Origin of the sequence: Lysinibacillus mangiferihumi, assembly GCF_003049665.1 — a bacterium.
GTDB classification, from domain to species: Bacteria; Bacillota; Bacilli; order Bacillales_A; family Planococcaceae; genus Lysinibacillus; species Lysinibacillus mangiferihumi.
Genome location: NZ_PYWM01000005.1, coordinates 80,973 through 99,058 on the forward strand (window position 1 = coordinate 80,973; position 18,086 = coordinate 99,058).

General features: G+C 35.4%; 19 protein-coding genes and 1 pseudogene. 12 read left to right on the forward strand and 8 right to left on the reverse strand.

Annotated elements, in window-relative coordinates:
* Positions 1-76 precede the first annotated feature (76 nt).
* Positions 77-925: an MBL fold metallo-hydrolase gene (locus C9J37_RS06820; protein WP_107894783.1), complete on the forward strand. Its 849-nt coding sequence runs from the start codon at positions 77-79 to the stop codon at positions 923-925.
* A gap of 61 nt (positions 926-986) precedes the next feature.
* Here the strand turns inward: C9J37_RS06820 and C9J37_RS06825 are convergent, their stop codons facing one another.
* Positions 987-2,165: a NupC/NupG family nucleoside CNT transporter gene (locus C9J37_RS06825; RefSeq protein ID WP_107894784.1), complete on the reverse strand. Its 1,179-nt coding sequence runs from the start codon at positions 2,163-2,165 to the stop codon at positions 987-989.
* Between the two features lie 359 nt (positions 2,166-2,524).
* Here C9J37_RS06825 and C9J37_RS06830 point away from each other — a divergent pair, with 359 nt between their 5' ends.
* The 3 genes and pseudogenes from C9J37_RS06830 to C9J37_RS06840 all read left to right on the forward strand — a co-directional run bounded on the left by C9J37_RS06830 (position 2,525) and on the right by C9J37_RS06840 (position 4,777).
* On the forward strand, positions 2,525-3,232 hold the full coding sequence (locus C9J37_RS06830) for a DNA alkylation repair protein (RefSeq protein ID WP_107894785.1): 708 nt from the start codon (positions 2,525-2,527) through the stop codon (positions 3,230-3,232).
* A 234-nt stretch (positions 3,233-3,466) separates the two neighbouring features.
* Positions 3,467-3,748, forward strand: a pseudogene (locus C9J37_RS06835) (GNAT family N-acetyltransferase); the annotation flags it as partial.
* Between the two features lie 162 nt (positions 3,749-3,910).
* Positions 3,911-4,777 (forward strand): M23 family metallopeptidase, encoded by an 867-nt coding sequence (locus C9J37_RS06840; protein ID WP_107894787.1) that lies wholly within the window; start codon positions 3,911-3,913, stop codon positions 4,775-4,777.
* Between the two features lie 60 nt (positions 4,778-4,837).
* Here C9J37_RS06840 and C9J37_RS06845 read toward each other — a convergent pair whose 3' ends face one another.
* The gene (locus C9J37_RS06845; protein WP_107894788.1) at positions 4,838-5,209 is read right to left on the reverse strand and encodes a hypothetical protein; all 372 of its coding nucleotides are present in this window, start codon (positions 5,207-5,209) and stop codon (positions 4,838-4,840) included.
* A gap of 324 nt (positions 5,210-5,533) precedes the next feature.
* Here C9J37_RS06845 and C9J37_RS06850 point away from each other — a divergent pair, with 324 nt between their 5' ends.
* Positions 5,534-5,830 carry a hypothetical protein gene (locus tag C9J37_RS06850; protein ID WP_107894789.1) on the forward strand — a complete coding sequence of 99 codons (297 nt, stop codon included), beginning with the start codon at positions 5,534-5,536 and terminating at the stop codon, positions 5,828-5,830.
* 97 nt (positions 5,831-5,927) lie between these two features.
* Here C9J37_RS06850 and C9J37_RS06855 read toward each other — a convergent pair whose 3' ends face one another.
* Together C9J37_RS06855 and C9J37_RS28200 are read right to left on the reverse strand one after the other, a co-directional pair.
* Positions 5,928-6,197 (reverse strand): hypothetical protein, encoded by a 270-nt coding sequence (locus C9J37_RS06855; RefSeq protein ID WP_107894790.1) that lies wholly within the window; start codon positions 6,195-6,197, stop codon positions 5,928-5,930.
* A 3-nt stretch (positions 6,198-6,200) separates the two neighbouring features.
* Positions 6,201-6,368, reverse strand: coding sequence for a leucine-rich repeat domain-containing protein (locus C9J37_RS28200; protein WP_137067724.1), 168 nt, complete (start codon positions 6,366-6,368; stop codon positions 6,201-6,203).
* Between the two features lie 191 nt (positions 6,369-6,559).
* Between C9J37_RS28200 and C9J37_RS06860 the strand changes: the two genes are divergently transcribed.
* From C9J37_RS06860 to C9J37_RS06870, 3 genes are all read left to right on the forward strand, one after another.
* Complete coding sequence (locus C9J37_RS06860; protein ID WP_107894791.1) at positions 6,560-7,558, forward strand: PDDEXK family nuclease; 999 nt, start codon at positions 6,560-6,562, stop codon at positions 7,556-7,558.
* 221 nt (positions 7,559-7,779) lie between these two features.
* Complete coding sequence (locus C9J37_RS06865; protein ID WP_107894792.1) at positions 7,780-8,814, forward strand: ABC transporter permease; 1,035 nt, start codon at positions 7,780-7,782, stop codon at positions 8,812-8,814.
* 1 nt (position 8,815) lies between these two features.
* Positions 8,816-9,502, forward strand: coding sequence for an ABC transporter ATP-binding protein (locus C9J37_RS06870; protein ID WP_107894793.1), 687 nt, complete (start codon positions 8,816-8,818; stop codon positions 9,500-9,502).
* 392 nt (positions 9,503-9,894) lie between these two features.
* Here the strand turns inward: C9J37_RS06870 and C9J37_RS06875 are convergent, their stop codons facing one another.
* Positions 9,895-10,344 carry an AraC family transcriptional regulator gene (locus C9J37_RS06875; RefSeq protein WP_107894794.1) on the reverse strand — a complete coding sequence of 150 codons (450 nt, stop codon included), beginning with the start codon at positions 10,342-10,344 and terminating at the stop codon, positions 9,895-9,897.
* A 191-nt stretch (positions 10,345-10,535) separates the two neighbouring features.
* On the opposite strand from C9J37_RS06875, the gene C9J37_RS06880 reads away from it, so the two are divergent.
* On the forward strand, positions 10,536-11,174 hold the full coding sequence (locus C9J37_RS06880) for a hypothetical protein (protein ID WP_137067725.1): 639 nt from the start codon (positions 10,536-10,538) through the stop codon (positions 11,172-11,174).
* A 95-nt stretch (positions 11,175-11,269) separates the two neighbouring features.
* Here the strand turns inward: C9J37_RS06880 and C9J37_RS06885 are convergent, their stop codons facing one another.
* Entirely contained in the window at positions 11,270-12,169 is a 900-nt protein-coding gene (locus C9J37_RS06885) for a 3-hydroxyacyl-CoA dehydrogenase (protein WP_025220433.1), read from the reverse strand.
* 475 nt (positions 12,170-12,644) lie between these two features.
* Here C9J37_RS06885 and C9J37_RS06890 point away from each other — a divergent pair, with 475 nt between their 5' ends.
* A complete protein-coding gene (locus tag C9J37_RS06890; RefSeq protein ID WP_107894796.1) occupies positions 12,645-13,703 on the forward strand; it encodes an S-layer homology domain-containing protein in 1,059 nt (352 codons plus the stop codon).
* Positions 13,704-13,779: 76 nt separating this feature from the next.
* Here the strand turns inward: C9J37_RS06890 and C9J37_RS06895 are convergent, their stop codons facing one another.
* The gene (locus C9J37_RS06895) at positions 13,780-14,466 is read right to left on the reverse strand and encodes a ZIP family metal transporter (RefSeq protein ID WP_235617056.1); all 687 of its coding nucleotides are present in this window, start codon (positions 14,464-14,466) and stop codon (positions 13,780-13,782) included.
* Positions 14,467-14,686: 220 nt separating this feature from the next.
* A complete protein-coding gene (locus tag C9J37_RS06900; RefSeq protein ID WP_107894798.1) occupies positions 14,687-15,595 on the reverse strand; it encodes a MerR family transcriptional regulator in 909 nt (302 codons plus the stop codon).
* Positions 15,596-15,803: 208 nt separating this feature from the next.
* Between C9J37_RS06900 and C9J37_RS06905 the strand changes: the two genes are divergently transcribed.
* Together C9J37_RS06905 and C9J37_RS06910 are read left to right on the forward strand one after the other, a co-directional pair.
* Positions 15,804-17,120, forward strand: coding sequence for a protoglobin domain-containing protein (locus C9J37_RS06905; RefSeq protein WP_407656231.1), 1,317 nt, complete (start codon positions 15,804-15,806; stop codon positions 17,118-17,120).
* Between the two features lie 235 nt (positions 17,121-17,355).
* The gene (locus tag C9J37_RS06910; RefSeq protein WP_107894799.1) at positions 17,356-18,063 is read left to right on the forward strand and encodes a TspO-related membrane protein; all 708 of its coding nucleotides are present in this window, start codon (positions 17,356-17,358) and stop codon (positions 18,061-18,063) included.
* Positions 18,064-18,086: the final 23 nt, after the last annotated feature.

Below are 18,086 nucleotides of genomic sequence, written 5' to 3' on the forward strand. Positions count from 1 at the left end.
TATAATAAAAAATTCTTTCAAAGAGTAAATTGCCCTTTTTTGAATTAAACTATTATGAAAGGGGGGATTACCCAATATGCATTCAATAAATAAAATAGGTGATTGTTTTTGGTATATGACGCCTATAGCGGAAACGGATCGTCCTATTCTAGGGATGGTAGTTGGTCAAAACAAAACATTAATGATTGATGCAGGGAATTCGGAGGAGCATGCACACTATTTTCAGGAAGAACTTTTAAAAATGGGCGTTCCTAAACCTGATATGGTCGTTTTAACGCATTGGCATTGGGATCATATTTTTGGACTCTCTGCATTACGTCAAATGGTGTCTATTTCTTCGGAAAAAACAAAAACAGCGATGGAGCAATTAATTCCATTTTCTTGGTCAGATGAGGCACTTGATGCACGTGTGAAGGAAGGTATAGAAATTGAATTTTGTGCCAGAGCTATTAAAGAAGAATTCAAGGATCACCGAGATATTCAGATTGTTTTGCCGGATGTCACGTTTGATAAACGGGTGGAGATTGACCTAGGTGGTGTCAGTTGTATCCTTCAACATGTTGGAGGGGATCATGCGGCCGACTCTGTTGTGGTCTATATAAAAGAAGAAAAGATTCTGTTCCTTGCTGATTGTATTTATCCTAATCTGTATGCTGAAAAAGAACATTATACAGTTAAGGAAACGCTTCGTCTGTTGGCTGAATTAGAGCAATTTGATGCGGATACATATATTCCTTCGCATCAGCAGCCTATAACAAAAGAAGCGTTTAATCAAGAAGTAGCGCTGCTTAGAACGATTGCTACATATACCGATAGTTGTGATGGTGATTCACAAAAAATTATGCAAGCATATAAAAAGCATGTAAAAAGAGAACTAACAGAAGATGAAATTGAAACTATCTCTGACTTTGTGAATGGTTATTAACAATCGTCAGAATTGTTTTAGTGCCTGGCACGAGGAAGTGGAACTCACCACTTCCTTTTCTTTATAAAATTAAGCTTACGATAATACCTGAAAGGACACTTACAAGGGTAGCACCAAATAATAATTTTAAGCCAAAGCGTGCGACAACATTTCCTTGTTTTTCGTTAAGACTTTTTACAGCACCGACAATAATACCAATTGAAGAGAAGTTGGCGAAGGACACAAGGAATACGGAAAGAATGCCCATTGTCCGCTCACTAAAGTGATAATCGCCTCCAGATAAATCCAACATCGCTACGAACTCATTTGTTACTAGTTTCGTCGCCATAATGGATCCTGCACTAACCGCTTCCGAGGAAGGAATGCCCATAATAAAGGCAACTGGCGCAAAGATGTAGCCTAGAATCGTTTGGAAAGTAACGCCGAACAGTAACTCGAAGACACTATTAAATCCTGCCATCAATGCAATAAAGCCGATTAACATGGCACCGACAATAATTGCCACCTTAAAGCCATCCAAAATATATTCGCCAAGCATTTCAAAAAACGATTGCTTTTCGTGCTCGATTTCTAAAATATCTTCTTTCGGGTCAATGTCATATGGATTCATAATTGAAGCGATGATAAAACCGCCAAATAAATTTAAAACTAAAGCCGTGACAACATATTTTGGTTCCAGCATCGTCATATATGCACCAACTATGGCCATGGATACAGTGGACATCGCTGACGCACAAAGTGTATATAAGCGCTGTTTTGACAGCAGACCAAGTTGTCTTTTTAATGTGATGAAAACTTCTGATTGACCGACCATTAATGAGGCAACAGCATTATAAGATTCCAATTGCCCCATGCCGTTTACTTTACTTAAAACCCAGCCAATACCTTTCATAATAAAGGGGAGGATTTTTAAATGTTGAAGAATACCAATTAATGCTGAAATAAAAATAATGGGTAGCAATACGGTTAAAAAGAACGGCGCTTCTCCCTCGTTGGCTAAGCCGCCAAATACAAAGGTAACCCCTTCACCTGCATATTCGAGTAATTTGTTAAAGACAGTAGCAATTCCCTTAATAATAATTAAGCCAAATTGTGTATTTAACAGCAGTAATGAGAACAGAATTTGAATGATAATCATTGTAATAATTGGTTTGAATTTAATTTCTTTTCGATTGGAACTAGCCAGCCAAGCGAAAAACAATACAATGAGAATACCTAAAATAGAAATAACGTATTGCATATGTAACCTCCTGATGTATGAAAACATGATGTGATAATTACCTTCGCATAGTACCTTTATTAATTGTGAGTGTTGTCTTGAATATGTTGTCCAAATTACTAAAAAAGAACCGCACTTATTTAATATAAATACCCTTTGTTGAAGAAAGGTAACATAGAGATATTAATAGAAAGTTATTAAAAAAGCAAAAAAATATCTATTTTACTGAAATTTTGATAGGCACTAGGGAATAAAAGTAAGGATTATGCTTTTTTTACAATATAGAGCTAGCTGGCAAATGCCATAGTGATATAGCATAATGAAAATAAATTGAAGATGGGCAATCGTAACAATAGCTAACGTAAGGGAGTGCAGTGAAAATGAATGTTGAGATGGTGATGCAAGAGCTTGAAGCACTTGGGAAGGAGCGCACGAAAAAAATATATATGTCAAATGGTGCACAGGAGCCACTTTTTGGGGTGGCTACGGGGGCGATGAAGCCGATAGTTAAGAAAATCAAATTGAATCAACCATTAGCGGAAGCCCTTTATGCCACAGGAAATTATGACGCAATGTATTTTGCAGGCATTATTGCGGAGCCAAAAGCTATGACCGAGTCGGATTTTGAGCGCTGGATTGATGGGGCGTATTTTTATATGTTGTCTGATTATGTGGTGGCAGTGACGTTAGCGGAAGCGGACATTGCGCAGCAGGTTGCCGATAAATGGATTGCTAGTGGGGAAGAACTAAAAATGTCTGCTGGCTGGAGTTGTTACTGCTGGCTATTAGGAAATCGTCCCGATGTTGAATTTTCCGAAAGTAAAATGGCTAATATGCTTGAAATGGTGAAAAGTGCGATTCACGATTCACCTGAACGAACAAAATCTGCTATGAATAATTTCCTCCATACGGTAGGGGTCTCGTATATCCCATTACATGACAAAGCGTTAGCTACAGCGCAACAGATAGGTCCTGTAGAACTTAAAAAGAATAATAAAAAAAGTAGTTTCCTTCACGCTTATGAAAGTATTCAAAAGGAAGTAGATAAAGGCAGAATTGGCTTTAAACGCAAATATGTAAGATGTTAAATCCTAGCAAGTACCAAATTAAGCGATTCCCTGTGGATTTAGTGGCGATAACACAAAATTACATGGCGATTCCGGTGGATTTAGTGGCGATAACATGAGATTACATGGCGATTCCGGTGGATTTAGTGGCGATAACACAAGATTACATGGCGATTCCAGCGCATCTCCCGTGGAACAAGCATATTCCATCTCTATAAAAAGGAGGCACAATAATGACGCAACAAAAAATAATGAGAGTTAGCGATTATTGATAAAACAGTTGTTGGTATGATTGCCTATAACGGTAGGGAAATAAGTCAACTGTATATTCATATAAACTATCAGGGGCTTGGTATCGGGCAAACATTGTTGGATAGAGCGAAAGCCCAATCAAGTGGAAAATTAACTTTATATACATTTGATGTAAATGAAAAGGCCCAACATTTTTATGAAAAACACGGATTTAAGGTGATTGGTAGAGGGCATGAAAAAGAAGAAAATTTACCTGATATTTTATATGAATGGATTTTTGAATAAAAAGAGAACTAAAAATGGGAGCTTGTCCTGCGTTTAGTTTTACTTTGTCTACGATTGCAATGCGTACATAGTCCTTTATCTGATTTTAAAATGGTAAATATTGAAACTTATTATCCAATCAAACGTATAGGTACTATAGTCAGCGTAAAGGGGATGTTTAGGATGCGAGTTAGTTCAAATGAAGTAACACCTCAAAATTTTGGGATGTTTTTTTTACAAGAAAGATTTGATGAAATTTATAACCAATGTCATGAAACGTTTCAAGAGATGGTTTCGAATGAGCAATTTAATGAATTAGCTAAATCTTTTAATGCGAATGTACAAAATTATGAGTTATTTAATAAAACAACAATCGCTCATTACCATCAATATGTTTGGTTGGATGATCGACAAGAGAAAGCGATTCAGGTAACGATGGATTCAAGTAATATCATTCATAGTTTATTAATTAAACCTTATGTAGTTTTTCCAGAAAGTGATAAAAAGTATAGTCAAAATACATATATAATGCCTATAAAAGAGGAGTGGTTTGTATTTTGGGGAGGGGTTAATGAGTTTGTCAATTACCATTACGCGTATGAAGGACAAAGATATGCATATGACTTGGTAATTATGAAGAATGATGCGACATTTAAAGAATCTCCTAGCGTCAATGAAAACTATTATGCCTTTAATAAAGAAGTTACCGCACCTGCAGATGGGAAGGTAATTAAAGTTGTCAATCATCTAGAAGATAATGTCCCTGGAGAAATGTATGAAATGGAGCCAGCAGGAAATGTAATTATTATCGAACATACCAATCATGAATATAGTATGGTAGCTCATTTAAAAAAGAACTCTTGTCTTGTGCAACAAGGAGATACTGTTAAACAAGGTGATGTGATAGCGCTTTGCGGAAATTCAGGAAATTCCTCAGAGGCACATATCCATTTTCAAGTGATGGACGCACCAGACTTTCTAAATTGTCAATCTTTACGCATTCGTTTTGCGGATGGTTTAGAGCCAATTCAAGGTGATTTTGTAAAATAGCTAAAGAACCGATGAGCGAATTTCCCGTTCATCGGTTCTTCTTTATAGGGCCACTCACCATTAAATACTTTGAATTAATTCGCTATATTTTAGGGAAAGTAAGTTTAGTGAATAGTTTTTAATTTTATCGGTTGCAATAATACCCGTTAGGATACATTCAATCATTTCTTTATATTGATAGATTAGATGGACTTCCTGCATAAAAGATGAATCAATCGTAATGCCGTTCGTCATCGTTTTTAAAATTACTTGTTGCTCTTCATATAAGTAAACTAATTCCAATTTTGAATTATGTATTAATGTTGTGATTTCAGGAAAAATTTCAGGGTCGTTTAAAACCGCTAAAATATCATCAACCGGCTTTACACCTTCTATTGATTGTAAATACGAGAAAGTTTCTCTTAGTTTATCTTCTAAAAAATCAGTACTCATTGAAAATGCTCCTTCGTGTTTTGCTTCATCCATTTTAACAATTTCATGATTATTGTATCATATTTTACTAGTAAAAATTATTAAAAAATTTACTTTTTTTTGAATTAATCGGGATAATTTCATTTTAAATAAATAATTTATAGTAGTAAATACCATTTAGATAAAATCGTAAATATGGACTATACTAATGAGTGCTAACCATTTTATTAGGAAAAATGGTTTGGTTAATGCGTATTTTTTTAAAAATCTATTATTTTCTGTTTAAAATAAAAGTAGTAAAATATAAAAAATAAATTTTTACAGCATTTTATGGAGGTGCAGAGTATGAATTATGTTAGGGTCGAAATAATTGATACTGTGGGGTTAAATCCAAGGGAAAGAAAAATGTTGCAAAATACGGTGTTAAACTTTGTTGCGATGAGCAATGCGTTAATTTTGAAAGAAGATGTCGTGATGAACCCGTTGGAACCCGACAACGAAAATATTGGGGTTATCCTAATTTATGCCAAATCACTGAATGAGGAACAGTGTAAGACAATAACAGAGGCATTGTCCAATCGATTCACCACGTATTTTAAAATGAGCGAGTTGGATTTGGAAGCGCAAATTAGCGTTTATTGAACGATGCCACGTGCAGTTCTTTGTATATAAGCTAAAACGCCCACGGGAAAAATCCGTGGGCGTTATTGATTAGATTATTTATGCTAAAGCACAATACTTAATTTTTTACATAATAAGTTAATTGAATCAGTGTGTCTTCGTTTAATTTATAAGCGATGACGAGCATATATGTGTCTTGTTCTTCTTGTGAAAGGTCGATTGTAAAGTGGTCTGTATTCGGTGTAAGTTGTTCCACATCTACGTAGATTTCTTTCATTGTTTTCGTATTTCTTAGACCGATTTGATAAGGGTTTAAGTATTGACCATCCAAACCTTTTACTAAGTTCTCAACCGTCGCTATTGGACCTGTTAAGCTTGATACTTCCACAACTTAGGGATGCGCAGTGATAGTATCCAATGCACCTAGACTTTTCAATGGTGAGAAATCGGTAATACTATTAGCCGAAATATCGAGAGATGTTAAATTTTTAGCATATTGTAAGCCTTCTAGATTTGTAATACGGGCATTAGGTGCATGTAGACTAGTTAGTGTAATCATATCACCTAATGTGATTTCCCCAGACAGTCCCAATGTTTGCTGAATTGCCTGTTTAAGATTGTTATCTGTAATCGGTATTACTTGATTTTGGTTTATCTGTAAACTACTTATGTCGTTGGTACTGATATTGAAAATATTTACAATAGGTGAAATAATATATTTGATACTATCAATGAAAGGAAATGGTCTACATGTTATATAAATTAAATAAGTCTTCATGGGATTATGAAAAGGTTAAAAGAGTGAGTCTTGATGCGATTGGCTGGAAAGAGAAGGATTTAGAAAGGTTAGTATCTAAACATCTGCAAGATTTTATTTCTAGCAAAGATTTAATGACAATATTTAACGAGCGTCCAAGACAAGAAGAACCTGATATTTTAGCAGTTGATAAAGATGGCGATTTATACATATTTGAATTGAAAAGATGGGGTTCAAATCAAGAGAATTTGTTACAAGTATTGAGATATGGTCAATTATTTGGCAATAGTAGTTACGATGAGCTCAATGAAAAATACCTCAAATATAGCCAAGGCAATATATCGTTAATGGATGCCCATAAACAGTATTTTGGTAAAGATGCAAGTAATCAAATTACCCAAGAGATGTTTAATAATAAGCAACATTTCATTGTCATGACAAATGGCTTAGACCAACAAACGGTAGAAGCAATTATTTATTGGAAGAAGAATGGTTTGACTATTGATGCCATTGTCTACTGGATATTTGAAGTCAATGGTGAACATTATATTGAGTTTAATATGTATTCTCCGATTGAAAGTTATTTAGAATATGAGAGTAGCGCCTACGTTTTAAACACCAATCATAACAATAATCCGCTAACGACAGACGAAATGTTAACTGAAATGAAAGCAGCGGCTTATCATAAAGGATGGCAAGAAAAAATAGAAAAGATTCAAAAGGGCGATATTGTATTCCTTTATAAAAGCGGCGCTGGAATTGTAGGATACGGAAAAGGTTCGGGTAATTATAAGAAGCAAAATTATAATGGCTATACTAATGCAGAGACAAATACACCTTTAAATGGTTTTTGTACATTAAAGCGTCCATTAAGTGCTTCTGAAATGAAAACTATTTGTGGACAAGGTTTTAACTTTAGACAAACGATGTTCTCAATTAGCGAAGAAAATGCCAATAAATTAATGCGAGTAATTCAAAAACACTATTTGTAACGATTCTTTTAGCGCTACTGCAGTAAAAGAATCGTTACATCACCATTTACAAAATCTTCTACGTCATTATGCGTAGGAGGTTTTTTATTTTTGTTTGAATAGCAAGCGGCAGTGATGTTCAACTGTAATGTTTAGTTCATCTTCCGTTCATTTTCAGTTCATGTTGTGTTCATGTTGACTCTATATTCTAAGAATGTGAAAAGAAATAGGAGGGGTTTAAGATGAACCTGGCTTTAAAAGAAATGAAGAAAAATAAAGTGCGATTTGTGATTTTAGGTTCGATTGTTTTTCTGGTGAGTTTATTAACCTTTATTATTTCGGGTTTGGCAAATGGATTATCGCAAGACAATGCTGCGCTTATTAAAGATTTGCCAGCGGGGCAGTTTTACATGAATGAAGATGCAGATGAAACATATAATCTGTCTAGAATAGATAGCAGTACCCAAGATGAAATTTTAAGCAAACAAAAAGATGCTGTTGCCTTTTCTATTCAAATGGGCTTTATCAATGATAAGGCAGGAAAGCAACAAAGCGTGGCATTTGTAACAGCTACCGATTCGCCGTTATTTGCAAATGTTAAACATCAAGAAATTATTTTAGATAGCTCATTAAAGGATAAAGGTATACAGATAGGCGATACAGTAACGAACAATCAGTTTAGTGGCAAGTTTATTGTAAAAGATTTTGTTGAACAAAAGAAATATAGCCATGCGCCAGTAGCCTATATTAGTATGGAAGATTACCAAGAAATTTATCGGGTTAAAGAAATGCAATTAGTGTTTACACCAGATGGGGATGCCTCACAAGCGTATACAGGATTACAAGCTTTTTCAAAAAGTGATTTTTTAAATACGATACCGAGTTATAGCGCAGAACAAATGTCTCTTAATATGATTGTCTGGTTTTTAGTTGTCATTAGTGGCATGCTGTTTGCAATCTTTTTCTATATGATGAACGTTCAGAAGATTGGCTTATACGGTATTTTAAAAGCAATTGGTTTAAAAACAAGTAAGTTATTCAAAATGATTTGGACACAAATGATTGTGATTACTGTGATTTCTCTGGTGCTATCTATTACACTAAGCCAAGTTTTTAATCAGTTTGCACCACAAGGAATGCCATTTAGTTTAAGTTTTGCTACAATAACACAATTGTCGATTGTATTCCTTATTATTGGATTTATCGGGGCTACCATTTCAGGGATCCAAATTAAAAAAATTCAACCATTACAAGCGATACAACAAGGAGAGGTCTAATATGACACAATTTACAATGGAGAATGTTAGAAAAACGTTTACAAATGGTGAAGTGCAGGAAGAAATATTAAAAGGCATTAACCTGACCCTGAAGGAAGGTGAAGTAACAGCATTAGTGGGCGCTTCAGGTTCTGGTAAAAGTACTTTGCTAACGATTGCAGCAGGTTTGCAACCTACAACCGATGGGCAGGTAATCTTTGAAGGGAAAAACATGACGACATTGAGTGCAGATCAAGTTCGTCAAGTACGGGCAAGTAAATTTGGCTTTGTCTTTCAATTTGCACATTTAGTTCCGTTTCTTACAGTAGAAGAACAGCTTCTGCTTATGTTGGAAGTTTCTGAATCGCCATTAAAGAAACACGAGCAGCAAAGAGAGGTAGAGCGTATTTTAAAATTAGTAGGGATGGATCATCGCAAAAATGCCTATCCTTCTTCATTATCAGGTGGGGAAAAGCAGCGAGTTGCTATTGCCCGAGCGATTATTCATAAACCGAAAGTGCTCTTTGCAGATGAGCCAACAGCAAGTCTCGATTCGAAACGATCGAAGGACGTAATGGAGTTAATTCGAAATCTTACTAAAACATTAAATATAACGACGTTAATGGTTACACATGATGAAGAAATGCTTATGTATACAGACCAAGTCATTAAAATGAATGACGGTAAAATTTTGCAAAATGTAAATTAATAAAATGCGCAAAAGTGGGAAGAAGCTAGGACATAACCTTAAAATCTTAAATATAGGTACATTGATTTCGATAAATTTTTGCTAAGAAAAATAAGGGAAATATTTCCTTTTACTTCTATTATAATGAATGATAAATTAGAAAGAAAAACTAGTTGTTGGTAGCAAAGGCGATGACTCCTGCTCAGAACGCACACACCTTAAGACGCGGGCATTCTGCGCGTTAGCGAGGGTTGCGGCTTACGTGTGTGCCCGCGGAAAGCACCGCCGAAGCGGACAACAACGGCGCAGCAAAAAAGTGTTAGATTGATGGCAGTCAATCTAACACTTTTTCTCCTTTGTCTCAGACTCTTTCTTTGCAGTAACGTTGACCCCGAGAAGTCAATTCGAATACTTTACTGAATCGGAACTAATATTTCGCATAAATGATTATCAATCATTTGCGACGTATATCTTTCAATTATTGGTTCTTGTCTCATGATTAGCTGATGTTGCTCGATTTCTGAAAAGACAGTGCTCCAAAATGTGCTAACTGCCTCATTGGTATGGTCGAGCAGGAAAACAGCGTATTTCCCGCCACTAAATGTACCAACATGTGCAGGTTTTGACACATGGAAATTTTCATGAATCATTATGCCAACATCATAACGGCATTGCTCTTTAGGTGTTATTTCGGGATTATCTTGCGCTATGCCGAATATGGCTGATTGGTTCAACAAGTCATTTAAATGTGCCCATTGTTTAAAAGACTCCATTAACCCTTTGTTTTGCCGTTCACCATATTGACCAACGTTTCTAAAAAAGGCAATTTTTGAAGCGGGTAATTCTTCAATTGTGATTTTCATTGTATCGTCCTCCTTCTTTAGCTAAGGTAATATGATTAAAAATGTTTCTCAAGAACTTTTTTAAAAGTAATGAAATGTTTTAATTCTTCCGTATTCTATTTATTCAAAGCAAATTTGCAAGAACCCATTATGTGGATGATGGCATTTTTTATGTTTTCTATGTCATACCTTCTAATTAGGGGGAATGCATGTTGAGAAAAATAGTAATGTTTGTTGGTGTATTGCTAGTAGCTATAGTTACTTTTAACCTTGTCGATAGGCTTTTAGCAGCCGATACTTCAGAAAATAAAGAAGGGCAGGGTTCATTCGTTAGTCAAGAACAATTAAGTATGGCTACATTGAAAGATAAGTTGCGTGCAATATATGTTGGTGTAGATGTGAAAACGACACCAAAGAAAGAATTGGTGTTACAAGTTGTTGCGGACGAAGATTATTTTAATTTGGTAACAAAGGATATGGAGCCGATTGCCAAAAGTGTGATAGCAAACTCGCCATTTATGGACTATACACTTGTTTTTGAGCGCTGGGAACTAACCTCACGGGATGAAGAGGATATCAATCTCGATAATAGGTTATCCAATTTTATTAAAACGATTGTGGAAAGTCTTGAAAGTTATACAGTATTCAAACATGTAACGACGGATTACCAGTCTTTCATTACTATCCAAACGACAATAGATAGTTCTGAGAAAGACGCGGAAAAATTAGCGCTGGAGATGGAAGAGACAGTTTATGAAATAATTAATTTTCAAAACCGAAATGAGCAATCTCAAAAGCGTACATATGACATTAAAATAGTGAGTGCTCAGGGAAAAGTATTAAATCAATAAATGGTGAAATTGTGTGGGTGACAGGCACTAAAAAAAAAGCCGTAACATGCGCTAAGTGCGACATGTTGCGGCTTAAATTGTATGAGTGACAGGAACTAGCCTTTTAGGAAATCGGGTTTAGCGAAGCTTGGGTTAGGGTATTGGTAGAAGCCTTCACCTGTAGCTCGTCCTAATTTACCTTTATCGATATACTCTGTTTTCAATAGGTTAGCTAATTTTTTCATGTTTTCATCCCCTGTAGCGGCAGCTTTTGCTTCTACAATGTTATGGGCTGTATTAATACCTACAACGTCTAAAATAGCAAATGGTCCAAGAGGAGCGCCAGTACCAATCATCCATGTTTTATCAATTGTTTCAGGGTCAGCTACTTCTTTCACTAATAGCATTTCTGCTGCATCTAAAAATGGCACTAGTAAAGAGTTTAAAATATAGCCAGGCTGTTCTTTATATAAAGGTAGTGGTACCATGCCGATTGCACGTGCAAATTCCACCACTTCATCAAATACTTTCATATCTGTACCTGGGTGTTTCATAATTTCAGCAGTATTGTTTACCCAAATAGTATTAGCAAAATGTAATGCTAAAAATTTCTCTGGACGCCCTGTTGCTTCTGCAAATTGACTAGGTAATAAAGTCGAAGAGTTCGTTGCAAAAATTGTTTTTGCGGGTGCAACTTTACCAAGGTTTGTGTAGAATTCAGTTTTAATTTTTACAACTTCAGGAATAGCTTCGATAACTAAATCAGCATTTGCTACAGCATCTGCTAAATCACTATTAAATGATAGACGAGCGTAAGCAGCATCCACTTCTTCCTGTGTGGCACCTAAATCGTGCTGGTACAATGGTTTTAACTTTGTAATACGCTCTTGCGCATTTTTTAAAGCTTCGTCATTAATATCGTATACAGTAACGTTAAATCCTTTAAAAGCAGACTGATAAGCAATCTGACTTCCTAAAACTCCGCTTCCTGCAACAGTAATGTTTTGATAATTCATCTGACTTCCTCCTCTGATAATGTTACATCAATATAATAGTTTCGTTACAAAATGATTTCCTTGTTACACTCCCATAGTACTGCTTCCAATGAACTAAAATCAAATAATAAACTCAATTATTATAATGATATAAAAATATGTCTGATTGCTATTCAAAATTACCTCCTTAGAGTATGTGCTGATGGATAATAAAAATAACGGCTCTAACATTTTTTTAGGTGGAGGTCTCTTATACTAGATGAGCACTGTACAAAGGATGTTGTTGTGAGTCGAAAAGACTGTGCGAGATGAGTAGTTATCCCTTATATTAATAAAAGTAGTACTTAATTAGACCTATGCAACTAATTATTTAGACGGTGTATTTATTTTTTAAATATAGGACTTTATTATAATTTTGAATAATTTACATATATTTATAGATTTGTTAACAGATGATTTAGTACACTAAATTTATGAATTGAAAGGGGAAAGAAAAATGAAGAAAACGATTTTAGCTGGAGCTTTAAGTATTGCTTGTTTTACAGGAGGTTTTGCTACACAAGCACAAGCTCAAGGCAATGACAATATTGCCAATATTATTCATCCAAATCAGGTTGTTGTAGCAACAAACCAAGCGCAGTCTATGTCTTATCAAGATATCTACAAAATGCTATTACTTTCAGAATTAGGTATTGACAATCCTGATAATATGACTGTAGTAACAACTAAAAATAGCATTACTGTGAAAATTTCACTAAAGGCAGTAATGGATAGCTATTCAGATGGGTCAAACTTATATCCTGAGGGTGAAAAAGAGTTTAAAGAAAACTACGAAGAAATTAAAAAGCTATTTGGTGATGCTATGCAAATGCGCTTTATTCAATCTGGTAATAGTTACAAGGCTGAAGTTTATGCAGAGGGAAAATGGCAAACTGCAAGTAATGAAGATGTGAATGATTGGTTGACAGTATTAAACCGTGCAGATTTTGACCTTAAACCAGGTGGTTATTTTACAGATGCAATTGGTCACTGGGCTGAAAGCTATATCCAATTACTTTATCAAGCTGGAATAGTGACAGGTGTTACGGATACAACGTTTAATCCGAATGGTCAAGTAACACGTGGACAATTAGCTGCGATGATTTTCCGTGCTTCAGGACTAGATGTTAATAAAGATTATGAAGGTCCAGCTACATACAAAGATATGCAAGGCTTCTGGGGGGCAAAGGAAGTAGCGATTTTACAAGAGTATGGCTTACTCGAAATTTTTGATGGTGAAAATTTTGAACCAAATAAACCGGCTACACGTGAGGAAATGGCTCATGTAACGGCAAGCTACTTGGAATCAGTAGAATTCGATGTAGAAAAGGCTAATAAAAATAATACTTTTACAGATAAAGGTGACATGCGTCAGGAAGCGGTAGCATCGATTGGCTTATTACAGCAATTAGGAATTATTGAAGGCGCAAATGGTAAGTTTAATCCAAAAGGCAATTTGACACGTGCGCAATTTACTAAAATCTTATCGCTTACACTGATGACAGTAAATAAATAGTAAGTGTAAAAAACCACTTTGCTAAGGCAAAAGTGGTTTTTTTACGTGCCAGTCACCGAAACAATTTTGACACAATTCATCCAGCAAGTACGTGGAACATATAGCTTAAAAGATAGCCTAATAATATATAGGTGAGAAAGGCTTTACAAGTGACTGTTTGTACATGGTGCAAAATAAACTCTGAAATACTAGCCGTACCGATTAATCCGATTGATAAGCCCATTAATATTCCTTGTGCTCTTATTGTTAAATCCCAATACTGACCAATTAAAATAAAAATGATAAAGAAAATGGAGAATCCGATGAAATAAATAAATAGCTTCCATAGCTTTTCACTTTGTGAGAGAAAAGCTGTTGTAAGTGCAAATCCTTCAGGAAGATGATGAAGAATAATGGAAGCTGTGATCGTTATACTTAATGCAGAGTTTCCTAGTAAATTGCCTACTGTAAGACAGATTGGGATTGTATGAATGACCATTGCAATGGCGAGCAAGGAAACGGAGGGATTTTGATAATTAGTAGGGTGAAATAAACTACTAAGTAGTTGAAAAACTAAATAGCCGATGAGAATGCCTAGTATAATGCCAAAAGACTTGTACATTTGAAATGAGGATGGAATGATGTCTAATATAAGCAATCCCACTAAAAATCCGCCACATAATAACGATAAGCCTTGGGCTGTATGTTGAAAAAGCTTAGAGAACACCCAAGCAATTGTTCCTCCTATACTAATGCTGAAAAAAAGAAATCCTCCAAGTATCATTGCACTCAACTGCGAAATTCCCCCGCCCCATTATAATCTGAAGTCCGTTTTACAAAATATATGCAATTCAAGGGTTTATATGAGGATACGCTGTTAAAAATATACAATCTCACTAGCTATGTAGAGCAGGAAAACATTGAACAGCAAATAAAAAGTTACAGCTCGTACAAATGAAAAGGAGCAGTAACAAGCTTCCCTTCCATCTGTAGACCGTATAGGGTTATTGAAAGACTTCTTCAATCGTTTGAGCAATTTTAATAAAATGTAAGTCTTTATCTTTTGTATATTCGATTGCGCCAGCTCCACCTAAATAAAATTGTATAGATGGATACTTTGAAGCAAAATCCTCTAATTGCTGTAAGAGAGCAGGGTGCATTTCAAAAGGCATTGTTGTTAGAGCAGACAATATAACAATTTGAGGCTGAAACTTCGAAACAAGCGATTCAATTGCCCCTAGTGCAGGTGAGCTCCCTATTAAAAATGACTTCCATCCAAGCAACATCGCTTGTAAAAGCAAAATATGGAGTGGGACTTCATGATATTCCCCTGGTAAACATGCCCCCATAATGAGCGGGGCGTTGTCTTTGTATTGATAGTTGCGTCTAATCTGTACTAAATAATCTCGAATCACCATCGTGATAACAGCTTCCTGATATTCTGACCATTCCGCTTTTTCCCATCGCATACCTACTTCATGTAACAAAGGAATAACTACAGTCGATAGAAATTTGGGTAAGCCAAGCGCATAATGGGCATCTTGAAGAATTCTGTTAATTTCTATTTCGTCACAATGCGCCCCTTTTTCTAGAAGAAGAAAAACATAATCGTTCATTTCGTGATGGATAGTTGGAACAGGAATTGGTTTAGAATCTGATTCTTGCTCTGGCTCCATTGTTTTGACAACTGTGGCCGCTTGTTTTATAGAATATCCTTGTTCGGATAGTTTTCGTACCTTTAGTAGTATTTGAATATCTTGTTCTGTGTAAACTCTATGGCCATTGTCTAATCGCTTTGGTTCAACAAGTTGATAGCGTTCTTCCCATTTTCGAATGACTTGCTTAGAAAGACCCGTTACTTCAGAAACTTGTGTAATATTATAATGCCATGTTGTTGAATTGACAGATGTCATTGTTCGTCAACCCTCTTTCCGGTTTGAAAAGTATCGAATTATCATAACAATTATACTGTAGATTTATCAAGTGGAATATTTAAACCTATAGCTCTATTTTAAACGATAAAACATAATTTGTATAATAATTGTATAACTATTAAATCTAATAGTTTGACAATATTTAATTTTTCATGATATACAGGTACTAAACAATTATGTGATTGAGGTGGAGAATTTGGCGAAATGGTGGAAACGGAAGTTAGAAGCTTCTAAAGATGAATTGTTTAGTTTGGAAGATGGCTTTGAACCAGTTATTGAATTGTCTACTATGCCAGAGTTAGAAAAACAGATGGTATTAATAGGGCTTAAACGAGAAGATTTCTACATAATAAAAGCATGTCAGCCATTTGTTCGCGACGGTATCGAAGAAGTAACGGCTGTATTTTACCAAAACATACTCGCAGTTCCATCGTTGCGTAAAATCATTGAGGAGCGTACCCAAATCGATCGCTTGAAAAAAACATTAGGGAACTATTTAATTGCAATGTTTGATGGAGCTTTTAATGTAGAAGCAATTGAAAGAAAAAGAAAGCTAGCTCGCATGCATTTTAAAATTGGCCTAGAGCCAAAGTGGTATATGGGTACTTTTCAACATATCCAAGAAGCAATCATCAATTTGATTGTGAAAGAGATGACAGCACCTGCTCTTCGTGAGCAAATTATGTTAACCATTTCAAAATTAATTAATCTTGAAATGCAAATTGTGTTGGAAGAATACGAAAAGGAAAACGTTAAAATAAGAAATGATCAATACAATCACATTAAAAATGAGTTAAAACAAAAAATATCATTAATCAGTCAAGATTTGGCTAATTTAACTGAAGAAACAAATTCGTCTATTGATGAAGTAGATGTGCAAACGACGATGATTGCACAAATAATTGAAAGAAATGTCGAGACTGTTCATCATATTAATCAAGATGCAGATGTTGGTAATCAACATGTCATGAAGTTGGAACAAGAGATGCGACATATTTATAACCGGACAGAAGAAATGGGCACATTAATCGGCAACTTAAAAGTGTCTTCGGATCGTATTATTGATATTGTTTTGCTCGTCAAAGCCATTGCAGATCAAACCAATTTGCTTGCCTTAAATGCCTCTATTGAAGCGGCAAGAGCAGGTGAACATGGTAAAGGATTCGCTGTAGTTGCTCAGGAGGTACGCAATTTAGCTGAACAGTCAAAACAATCTGTCGAGGAAATTACGAAGCTTGTTCAAACATCTACCTCTTTAACGATGCGCGCAGTTGAAATGATAGATCGTATTGAAGAAAGCGTGGCAGATGGTGTTGAGGCTGCTGTTGAAACACAATCGAAATTTCACGATATCCTACAAGCTATTGTGGAAAATGAGCGATGTATTGTACAGGTAGAAACGGATGTAAAAAATTTAGAAAAGGTAATTAGCTCTATTGGGAACGAAACACGCACTGTTGCCAGTACAGCCGATAGTTTATATCAGACAGCCATACATATGTAGATAACACATATGCTGATAGATTTTTCACTAAGATAGAACGATCTCCAACTTGTAGATCATTCTATTTTTTTTATGTCCTTGAGTAGAAACGAGCAGTCTCTGTTCATCATGGACTGTTTTAAAAGTAGCCACTACAGGTATAAAAGGGGAGAGCGTGTTTTTAAAGGAAACATGTATATCAATAATTAAAAGGCTATATAGTACCTTATATAGATAAAAATAAGGAGGGATGGCTATGAAGTGGGTTGCACTGTTAAGTTATATAGCAATGATTATAATCAATGGTTTAGCAAGTACAATCGGTATTAATGGCAAAACAACAGCGGAAATATCCAATCAAATAGAGGTACTTTTCACACCAGCAGGCTATGTTTTTGCCATTTGGATTGTGATTTATATTGTTTTGGGTATATGGATTTTTATTCATTTCTTTTCGAAAACAGAAAATCAGGAGACCGCCATTATCAATCTTGTTACATTAACGTGTCTGTTTAATATTGCGTGGCTTTTATGTTGGCATTATGCATATTTCGTATTATCCATTGTAATGATGGTAGGTCTCCTTATAAGCTTAATCTTGATATACAGTAGTTATCCAAAAGGGGATACTCGTTTTGCAGGAAGATTACCGTTCTCGATTTATTTAGGCTGGATTAGTGTAGCCTTAATGGCGAATATTAGTTTTGTACTGAAGTATTATCAATGGAATGGCTTTGGTATCTCTGAAATATGGTGGGCAAATTTATTGCTCTTTGTCGCTACATGTCTTGCTATTTATATACGCACTGTAGAAGTGGATGTTGTGTTTCCACTAGTTATTATTTGGGCTTTTATCGGCATTGCTGTCAAAAATGGAGTGGATGCAGGAAGTTTATTTTATATGCCTATACTGTATAGCGTAGTGCTCTTGATATGGATTTTTGTAGGAAAGCGGAAAGAGTAACTAGTTGACGGTAACAGCCATCA

Coding starts and splice junctions, on each gene's coding strand:
- C9J37_RS06820 (WP_107894783.1), top strand. CDS start 77: ATGCATTCAATAAATAAAATAGGTGATTGTTTTTGGTATATGACGCCT.
- C9J37_RS06825 (WP_107894784.1), bottom strand. CDS start 2,165: ATGCAATACGTTATTTCTATTTTAGGTATTCTCATTGTATTGTTTTTC.
- C9J37_RS06830 (WP_107894785.1), top strand. CDS start 2,525: ATGAATGTTGAGATGGTGATGCAAGAGCTTGAAGCACTTGGGAAGGAG.
- C9J37_RS06840 (WP_107894787.1), top strand. CDS start 3,911: ATGCGAGTTAGTTCAAATGAAGTAACACCTCAAAATTTTGGGATGTTT.
- C9J37_RS06845 (WP_107894788.1), bottom strand. CDS start 5,209: ATGAGTACTGATTTTTTAGAAGATAAACTAAGAGAAACTTTCTCGTAT.
- C9J37_RS06850 (WP_107894789.1), top strand. CDS start 5,534: ATGAATTATGTTAGGGTCGAAATAATTGATACTGTGGGGTTAAATCCA.
- C9J37_RS28200 (WP_137067724.1), bottom strand. CDS start 6,368: ATGATTACACTAACTAGTCTACATGCACCTAATGCCCGTATTACAAAT.
- C9J37_RS06860 (WP_107894791.1), top strand. CDS start 6,560: ATGTTATATAAATTAAATAAGTCTTCATGGGATTATGAAAAGGTTAAA.
- C9J37_RS06865 (WP_107894792.1), top strand. CDS start 7,780: ATGAACCTGGCTTTAAAAGAAATGAAGAAAAATAAAGTGCGATTTGTG.
- C9J37_RS06870 (WP_107894793.1), top strand. CDS start 8,816: ATGACACAATTTACAATGGAGAATGTTAGAAAAACGTTTACAAATGGT.
- C9J37_RS06875 (WP_107894794.1), bottom strand. CDS start 10,344: ATGAAAATCACAATTGAAGAATTACCCGCTTCAAAAATTGCCTTTTTT.
- C9J37_RS06885 (WP_025220433.1), bottom strand. CDS start 12,169: ATGAATTATCAAAACATTACTGTTGCAGGAAGCGGAGTTTTAGGAAGT.
- C9J37_RS06890 (WP_107894796.1), top strand. CDS start 12,645: ATGAAGAAAACGATTTTAGCTGGAGCTTTAAGTATTGCTTGTTTTACA.
- C9J37_RS06895 (WP_235617056.1), bottom strand. CDS start 14,466: ATGATACTTGGAGGATTTCTTTTTTTCAGCATTAGTATAGGAGGAACA.
- C9J37_RS06900 (WP_107894798.1), bottom strand. CDS start 15,595: ATGACATCTGTCAATTCAACAACATGGCATTATAATATTACACAAGTT.
- C9J37_RS06910 (WP_107894799.1), top strand. CDS start 17,356: ATGAAGTGGGTTGCACTGTTAAGTTATATAGCAATGATTATAATCAAT.